This window comes from Micromonospora sp. 4G55 (assembly GCF_016803375.1).
Genome location: NZ_JAEVHN010000291.1, coordinates 1 through 7,441, shown reverse-complemented (window position 1 = coordinate 7,441; position 7,441 = coordinate 1). Strand labels below are relative to the sequence as shown.

Sequence of the window (7,441 nt, the reverse complement as noted above, 5' to 3'; positions counted from 1 at the left end):
GGCGCCCCGGGCCGCCGATGCCGGGCCCCGCTACACCCCGGTCGAGCTGGCGAAGCTGCTCCGGCTGCCGGCCCCGACCCGGGAGCAGGCGGCGATCATCGCCGCGCCGGTGGAACCGGCTCCTGGTGGTGGCGGCGCCCGGGGAGGCGCCGGGAACGGCGTGGGGTGGGTCAGGCGGTGAGGTACTTGGCGAGGTCGTCGAGGATCTTGTTGGCGGCACCGACGCCGATGCCGGTCATCCAGACCTCGTCGGAGACGACGTGCGCCTTGCCGGCCTTGACGGCCGAGAGGCCCTGCCAGAGCGAGCCGGCGGTGACCTTCGCCTGCTCGGCGGCGGCCTTCTCGCCGTACGCGGTCACGAAGATGACGTCACCGTCGACCTCGTTGATCCGCTCCGCGCTGACCAGGTCGAAGCGCTTGTCCTCCTTGCCCTCCAGGCGCTGCCGCTCGGGGCGTCCCAGCCCGGTGTCGCCGACGACGATCCCGGAGAACGAGTCCGGGCCGTACACCCGGATGTTGCCCGGGATGAAGCGCACGATGGAGACCTTGCGGGAGGCGGCGTCGCCCAGCTTCTCGCCGAACTCCTTGGCCCGCTTCTCGTACGCCGCGAGCAGGTCGCGGGCCTGCTGCTCCTTGCCGAGCGCTTTGCCGTCGAGGAGCAGGTTCTCCTTCCAGGTGATGCCGACCTTCTCGGTGAAGACGGTGGGCGCGATGGCGCTCAGCTCGTCGTAGAACTTCTCCTGCCGGAACTTGCTGCCCAGGATCAGGTCCGGCTTCAGGGCGGTGATCGCCTCGAGGTCGGGCTCGGTGAGAACCCCGACCTCCTTGATGCCGGCGAGCTTCTCCGCGCCGAAGTAGGTCGGCCAGCTCTTCGCCTCACCGGCGGTGGCGGCGCCGACCGGCGTGACGCCGAGCGAGAGCGCCGTGTCGATCTTGTCGGTGTCGAGGACCACCACGCGCTTGGGCTCGGCCGGGACCTTGGTGCTGCCCATGGCGTGGGTGATCTCCCGGGTCTCCCCGGCGGCGGTGCTGGCGACCGGGTCGCTCTCCCCGCAGGCGGTGAGGCCCACGCCGAGGGCGAGGGCCGCGGTGAGGGTGGCGGCAAGACGACGCATCAGAGTCCTTTCGAGGGGTACGGGCCGACGCGCGGGTCGTCCGCGCCATCGGCTGGAGGGCGGGCCGCCGGAGCGGTCGGGCCCACCGGGTCGAAGTCGACACGGCCGGCGGAAGCCGAGCCGGCAGCGGAGGCGAAGCCGGCAGCGGAAGCCGCACGGTCGGCGGGGGAAGCCGGGGCGGCCGTGGGGTCGGCGCCGGGCAGCGGGGCCAGCGACGGGCTGGTGAGGCCGGGCACCACCAGCGGGGCGCCGGTGACCGGGCAGGGCACCACCACGCAGTCGAGCCCGAAGACGTCCCGGACCAGCTCCGCGGTGAGGATCTCCCGGGGCGGCCCGGCGGCGACCACGGACCCGGCCCGCATCGCCACGAGGTGGTCGGCGTAGCGGGCGGCCTGGTTGAGGTCGTGCAGCACGGCGACCACGGTGCGGCCCCGCTCGGCGCGCAGCCGGTGCAGCAGGTCCAGCACCTCGACCTGGTGGGCCAGGTCGAGGAAGGTGGTCGGCTCGTCCAGCAGCAGCGCCTCGGTGTCCTGGGCGAGGGTCATCGCGATCCAGACCCGCTGGCGCTGGCCGCCGGAGAGGGTGTCCACCGGCCGGTCGGCCAGCCCGGCGACGTCGGCGAGCGCCATCGCCCGGTCCACCGCGACGGCGTCCTGCTCCGACCACTGCCGCCACCACCGCTGGTAGGGCTGCCGGCCCCGCCCGACCAAATCGGCCACGGTGACGCCCTCCGGCACCAGCGGGCTCTGCGGCAGCACACCCAGCCGGCGGGCCACCTCTCGGGTGGGCAGGTCACGGATGGCGGTGCCGTCCAGTAGCACGGCGCCCCGGCGGGGCGTGAGCAGCCGGGCCATGGTGCGCAGCAGGGTCGACTTGCCGCAGGCGTTCGGCCCGACGATGACGGTGAACGCGTCGGCGGGCAGCTCCAGGTCGAGCCCGTCCAGCACGGTCCGTTCGTCGTAACCGGCGACCAGGTCGCGGGTGGAGAGCATCGCGCCTCCTGTGCCAGGGGTGGACGTCACGACGACCGCCGACGGCCGCGGACCAGCAGGAACATCAGGTACGGCCCGCCGATCGCGGCGGTGAGCACGCCCGCCGGCAGTTGGGTGGGCGCGAACAGCCGCCGGCCGGCGAGGTCGGCCAGCACCAGCAGCAGCGCGCCGAGCAGCGCGGCGCACACCATCGGCGGCCGTTCCGCCCGGACCAGCCGGCGGGCCACCTGCGGGGCGACCAGGGCCACGAAGTCGACCGCGCCGACCTGGGCGGTGACGGTGGCCGCGACGACGACTCCGGTGGCGGCCAGGCCGATCCGGCGGGCCACCGGCCGGAGCCCGATCCCCCGGGCGGTGTCGTCGTCCAGGGCGGAACCGTTGAGCGCCCAGCCGGCCCAGGCCAGCACCGGCAGCAGCACGGCCAGGGTGAGCGCGATCCAGACGGTCTCGGTCCAGCCCTTGCCGGCGAGGGTGCCGATCAGCCAGATCTGCGCCCGCAGCCCGTCGATCGGGTCGGCGGAGAGCATGACCACCTCGGTCATCGCCCGCAGGGCGAACGCGACGGCGACGCCGGCCAGCACGAACCGCTGCGCGGCCAGTCCGTGTCGGGCGCCGAGCACGAGCAGCAGGACCGCGGCGCAGCCCGCCGACCAGGGCCGCCGGGGCGACCAGCACGGCCGCCGCGCCGGTGGTGATCGCGACGGTGGCGGCCAGGCCGGCGCCCTGGGTGATGCCGATGACGTCGGGGCTGGCCAGGGGATTGCGGGCGACGCTCTGGATCAGCGTGCCGGCGATCCCGAAGGCCGCGCCGGCCGTCGCGGCCAGCACCAGCCGGGCAGCCGCAGGTCGAGCACGACCAGGTCGTACGGGGTGCCGGCGCCGGAGAGGCGCGCGGAGCACGTCGGCCGGCGCGACGTACGGGGTGCCGAGGCTGAGGCGTGACGCAGCGCGGCGAGGGCGAGCAGCACGGTCGAGGCGAGCGCGACGAGCACCGCGCGGCGACGCACCTGGAGGCTGACCGGCCCGACCCGCACCAGCGACCGTCCGGGCAGCCCGGCCAGGCCGTCCGGCCGACCCCGTCCGGCGTCCCGCGCCGTGACCGGGGCGGCGGCGGTGAGGTCGGGGGCGCGTCACGGTGCCAGGCCTCAGTTCGCGACTGCGGGGCTCGCAGACCCGGCTCACTCCTCGCGCTCACGCGGTCACCACCTTGGCGCGGCGGACCAGGTACGCCAGCAGCGGCGCGCCGATCAACGCGGTGATGATCCCGGCCGGCACCTCACCGGGCGGGGCGATCAGCCGGCCGACGATGTCGGCGCCGAGCAGCAGGGTGGGGCCGAGCAGGGCGGAGACGCCCAGGGTCCAGCGGTGGTCGGCGCGACCAGGGCGCGGGCCAGGTGCGGCACGGCGAGCCCGATGAAGGCGATCGGCCCGGCCGAGGCGACCGCGGCGCCGGTGAGCAGCACGGCGGCTGCGCCGCCGCCGAGGCGTACCAGGCCGATCCGGTGGCCCAGGCCGCGGGCGACGTCGTCGCCCGAGGGCGAGCGCGTCGAGGCCCGGGCGACCACCGCGGCCAGGGCAGCCCGGCCAGGACGAACGGCAGCACCTGGGCGGCGACGCCGAGATCCCGCCCGGTCAGCCCGCCGACGACCCAGAACCGGTACTCCTCGAAGGTGCGCGCGTCGATGCTGAGCAGCGCGTACACCACGGAGGCGAGGCTGGCGTCGAGGGCCGCGCCGATCAGCGCGAGGGTGACCGGGCTGGCGCCCTCGCGGGTCCGGTTGGCGACGGCGAAGACCAGCAGGCCCGCGCCGAGCGCGCCCGCGATGCCGAACCAGACGTACCCGGCGAGGCTGCCGACGCCGAGGACGGCGATGGCCAGCACGACGCCGAAGGAGGCGCCGGCGCTGATGCCGAGAATCCGCGGCTCGGCGAGCGGGTTGCGGGTGAGCGCCTGGAAGAGCACCCCGGCGACCGCGAGGGCGAGGCCGACGACCAGGCCCAGGGCGGTACGCGGCATCCGCAGCTCGCGCACGATGGTGCTCGCCGTACCCCCGTCCGGGGCAACCAGCGCGTCCCAGACCTGGCCCACGCCCAGCGGCCGGCTGCCGAGCGCGAGGCTGGCCAGGACGGCCAGCAGCAGCGCCAGCGCGGCCGCGACGGCGACGGCGGTGCGGCGGCCCCGCTGTCCGCCGGTGCGGCGGGCGGCGCCGACCGGACGTGCGGCGAGGGTGGTCACGATGCTCCCGAGCTGGAACTAAGGTACGCCTTACCTTAGCCGAGACGTGAAGGGTGACCTAACCGAGCATCGTCGATCAGTCACCGACCCGGGCACACCGGAACCAACCGGGGAAAATCACCCCTACCCTGGGTCCATGCGATTCGACCAGCACACCCTCGTCCTCTTCAGCCGCCCGGCGGACGCGCCGGAGCTGCCCCGGGACGCGGCGGATCTGCTGCACGACACCCACCTGGCCCACCAGGCGGGGCTGGTGGAGCAGGGACTCGTGCTCGCCGCTGGGCCGTTCGTGGACCCGGACGACCCTGCCCTGCGCGGTCTCGCGGTGCTGCCGATCGGCCCGGACGAGGCCCGCGAGCTGTACGCCAACGACCCGGCGGTGCGCGCCGGCCAACTCGTGGTGCGGGTGGCGAGCTGGCTGGTGCCGGAGGGCAACGTGCGCTACGAGAGCGTCAGCGTGCCCCGCTCGATGCTGGAGGCCGCCGCCGGCGACTGACCCGCCGCCGCAGCGGCGAGCCGCCGCCGGGAAGCAGGCCGCCGCCGGGAGGCCGCCGCCGAAAGGGTCAGTCCTCGGAGGCCGGCCGGCTGCTCGGCACGGTGGGCATCGGCCACTGCCCGGTGCGCACCGCCATCGGCGCGTCGAGCTGGTGGTCGCCCCAGACGTACGTCTCGGGCAGCAGGTCGGCGACGGGCACCGGGCGCAGCGCGTCCATCGGCCCGACGATCACCTTGATCGACGGGAAGTAGTCCAGCAGCACCTGGCGGCACCGCCCGCAGGGCGGGATGACGCCCCGCCCCCGGTCGCCCACCGCGACGATGGCCTCCAGCTCACCGGCCCCCTGGGTGGCGGCGGCGCCGATCGCGACCACCTCGGCGCACGGGCCACCGGTGAAGTGGTAGACGTTGACGCCGGTGAAGACCCGGCCGTCGGCGGTCCGGGCCGCGGCGGCGACGGTGTGGTTGTCGCTGCGGCAGCGCAGCTTGGCGACCGCGGTCGCCGCCTGCACCAGCGCGCGGTCGGTGTCCAGCATCGTCATGTCGCCGCCCCCGGATCGGTGTCGCTCGGCGGAAACTCTAGCCTGGCCGGCCCGCCGCTCCGGGCAGCGACGCCGACGGGGGGGTGCGGCTGGCGACCGGAGGTAACCCGGGGGCGCTCCGGCGGCGGGCTGCCTATCCTTGGCGACGACATGCAGAATCCAGCCGTACCCGCCGAGGCCGTCACCGTCCGCGACCTGCACCGCCGCCTCTCCTCGCTGATGTTCCGCGACCAGCGCCGCCTGCAGCGGCGGCTGGACGGGGCACGCAAGCTGCGGGAGCCCGAGCGGCGCGACGGCGCGCTCGCCGAGATCGCCGCGGACGTGGCCCGCGCGGAGGCGCGGCTGGCGGAGCGGCGGGCCGCCGTGCCGGTGATCACCTATCCGGCGCAGTTGCCGGTCAGCGAGCGCCGGGACGACATCGCCGCCGCGATCCGCGACCACCAGGTGGTGATCGTGGCCGGCGAGACCGGCTCGGGCAAGACCACCCAGCTGCCCAAGATCTGCCTGGAGCTGGGTCGCGGGGTCACCGGGCTGATCGGGCACACGCAGCCCCGGCGGCTGGCCGCCCGGACGGTCGCCGACCGGATCGCCGAGGAACTCGGCACCGAGCTGGGCGACGTGGTCGGCTACAAGGTGCGCTTCAACGACCAGGTGAGCGACCGCAGCCTGGTCAAGCTGATGACCGACGGCATCCTGCTGGCCGAGTTGCAGACCGACCGGATGCTGCGCCAGTACGACACGTTGATCATCGACGAGGCGCACGAGCGCAGCCTCAACATCGACTTCATCCTCGGGTACCTCCGGCAGCTCCTCCCCCGCCGCCCCGACCTCAAGGTGGTCATCACCTCGGCGACCATCGAGACGGACCGGTTCGCCCGACACTTCGCCGACGCCGACGGCGAGCCGGCCCCGATCGTCGAGGTCTCCGGGCGGACGTACCCGGTCGAGGTGCGCTACCGGCCGCTGGTCGAGGTGAGCGAGGCCGAGGAGGACGAGGGCGACGACGAGGAGAACGTCCGCGACCAGATCCAGGCGATCGGCGACGCGGTCGAGGAGCTGGCCGCCGAGGGGCCCGGCGACATCCTGGTCTTCCTCTCCGGCGAGCGGGAGATCCGGGACACCGCCGACGCGCTGGGCAAACTGGTGGAGAAGAAACGGTCGCTGCTCGGCACCGAGATCCTCCCCCTGTACGCCCGGCTGTCGATCGCCGAGCAGCACCGGGTCTTCGCCCCGCACGCCGGGCGGCGGGTGGTGCTGGCGACCAACGTCGCCGAGACGTCGCTGACCGTCCCCGGCATCAAGTACGTGGTCGACCCGGGTACGGCTCGCATCTCCCGCTACTCCAGCCGGCTCAAGGTGCAGCGGCTGCCGATCGAGCCGGTCTCGCAGGCCTCGGCCAACCAGCGCAAGGGCCGCTGCGGGCGGACCTCGGACGGCATCTGCATCCGGCTCTACGACGAGCAGGACTTCGAGTCGCGGCCCGAGTTCACCGACCCGGAGATCCTGCGCACCAACCTCGCCTCGGTCATCCTCCAGATGACGTCGATCGGGCTCGGCGACATCGCGGCGTTCCCGTTCATCGACCCGCCGGACCGGCGCAACGTCACCGACGGCGTCAACCTGCTGCACGAGCTGGGCGCGCTCGACCCGACCGAGTCCGACCCGGCGAAGCGGCTCACCCCGCTGGGCCGGCGGCTGGCCCAGCTGCCGGTCGACCCGCGGCTGGCCCGGATGGTGCTGGAGGGCGAGCGCAACGGCTGCGCCACCGAGGTGGTGGTGATCGCCGCCGCGCTCTCCATCCAGGACCCGCGCGAGCGGCCGGCGGAGAAGCAGGCACAGGCCGACCAGGCGCACGCCCGGTTCGCCGACAAGGAGTCCGACTTCGTCGCGTTCCTCAACCTGTGGCGCTACCTGCGGGAGCAGCAGCGGACGCTGTCGTCGAGCGCGTTCCGCCGGATGTGCAAGGCGGAATACCTGAACTACCTGCGGGTCCGCGAGTGGCAGGACATCGTCAGCCAGTTGCGCCAGGTGCTGCGTACCCCGGATCAGGGCGGCGGCGGA

The 7,441-nt window shown here is 74.5% G+C and carries 6 protein-coding genes and 3 pseudogenes; 3 read left to right on the top strand and 6 right to left on the bottom strand.

Going from position 1 to position 7,441, the window contains the following annotated elements; translation table 11 throughout:
* A partial coding sequence (locus JNW89_RS21680) for a hypothetical protein (RefSeq protein WP_238450293.1) occupies nt 1-181 on the top strand: 181 nt, incomplete at its 5' end.
* On the opposite strand, the gene JNW89_RS21675 is transcribed toward JNW89_RS21680, so the two are convergent.
* From JNW89_RS21675 to JNW89_RS38945, 5 genes and pseudogenes are all read right to left on the bottom strand, one after another.
* Nucleotides 171-1,115 (bottom strand): ABC transporter substrate-binding protein, encoded by a 945-nt coding sequence (locus tag JNW89_RS21675; RefSeq protein WP_238450292.1) that lies wholly within the window; start codon nt 1,113-1,115, stop codon nt 171-173. The two genes, JNW89_RS21680 and JNW89_RS21675, sit on opposite strands and share 11 nt — an antisense overlap.
* 230 nt (nt 1,116-1,345) lie before the next feature.
* Nucleotides 1,346-2,107: pseudogene (locus JNW89_RS21670) on the bottom strand (ABC transporter ATP-binding protein); the annotation flags it as partial.
* Nucleotides 2,108-2,133: 26 nt separating this feature from the next.
* Nucleotides 2,134-2,935, bottom strand: a pseudogene (locus JNW89_RS21665) (FecCD family ABC transporter permease).
* Entirely contained in the window at nt 2,887-3,141 is a 255-nt protein-coding gene (locus JNW89_RS21660; RefSeq protein WP_238450291.1) for a hypothetical protein, read from the bottom strand. Before JNW89_RS21660 ends, JNW89_RS21665 begins: the two are co-directional and overlap by 49 nt.
* 157 nt (nt 3,142-3,298) lie before the next feature.
* A pseudogene (locus tag JNW89_RS38945) lies at nt 3,299-4,196 on the bottom strand (FecCD family ABC transporter permease).
* A 283-nt stretch (nt 4,197-4,479) separates the two neighbouring features.
* Here JNW89_RS38945 and JNW89_RS21650 point away from each other — a divergent pair.
* Nucleotides 4,480-4,839 (top strand): YciI family protein, encoded by a 360-nt coding sequence (locus tag JNW89_RS21650; RefSeq protein ID WP_238450290.1) that lies wholly within the window; start codon nt 4,480-4,482, stop codon nt 4,837-4,839.
* Between the two features lie 67 nt (nt 4,840-4,906).
* Here the strand turns inward: JNW89_RS21650 and JNW89_RS21645 are convergent, their stop codons facing one another.
* Nucleotides 4,907-5,380, bottom strand: coding sequence for a cytidine deaminase (locus tag JNW89_RS21645; protein ID WP_154938401.1), 474 nt, complete (start codon nt 5,378-5,380; stop codon nt 4,907-4,909).
* 150 nt (nt 5,381-5,530) lie between these two features.
* Between JNW89_RS21645 and hrpA the strand changes: the two genes are divergently transcribed.
* Nucleotides 5,531-7,441: ATP-dependent RNA helicase HrpA (gene hrpA / locus JNW89_RS21640; protein ID WP_238450289.1), on the top strand; the 1,911-nt coding region annotated here is incomplete at its 3' end.

Bases quoted from the DNA above. Each gene is read 5' to 3' on its own strand.
- JNW89_RS21675 (WP_238450292.1), bottom strand. From the start codon at position 1,115: ATGCGTCGTCTTGCCGCCACCCTCACCGCGGCCCTCGCCCTCGGCGTG.
- JNW89_RS21650 (WP_238450290.1), top strand. From the start codon at position 4,480: ATGCGATTCGACCAGCACACCCTCGTCCTCTTCAGCCGCCCGGCGGAC.
- JNW89_RS21645 (WP_154938401.1), bottom strand. From the start codon at position 5,380: ATGACGATGCTGGACACCGACCGCGCGCTGGTGCAGGCGGCGACCGCG.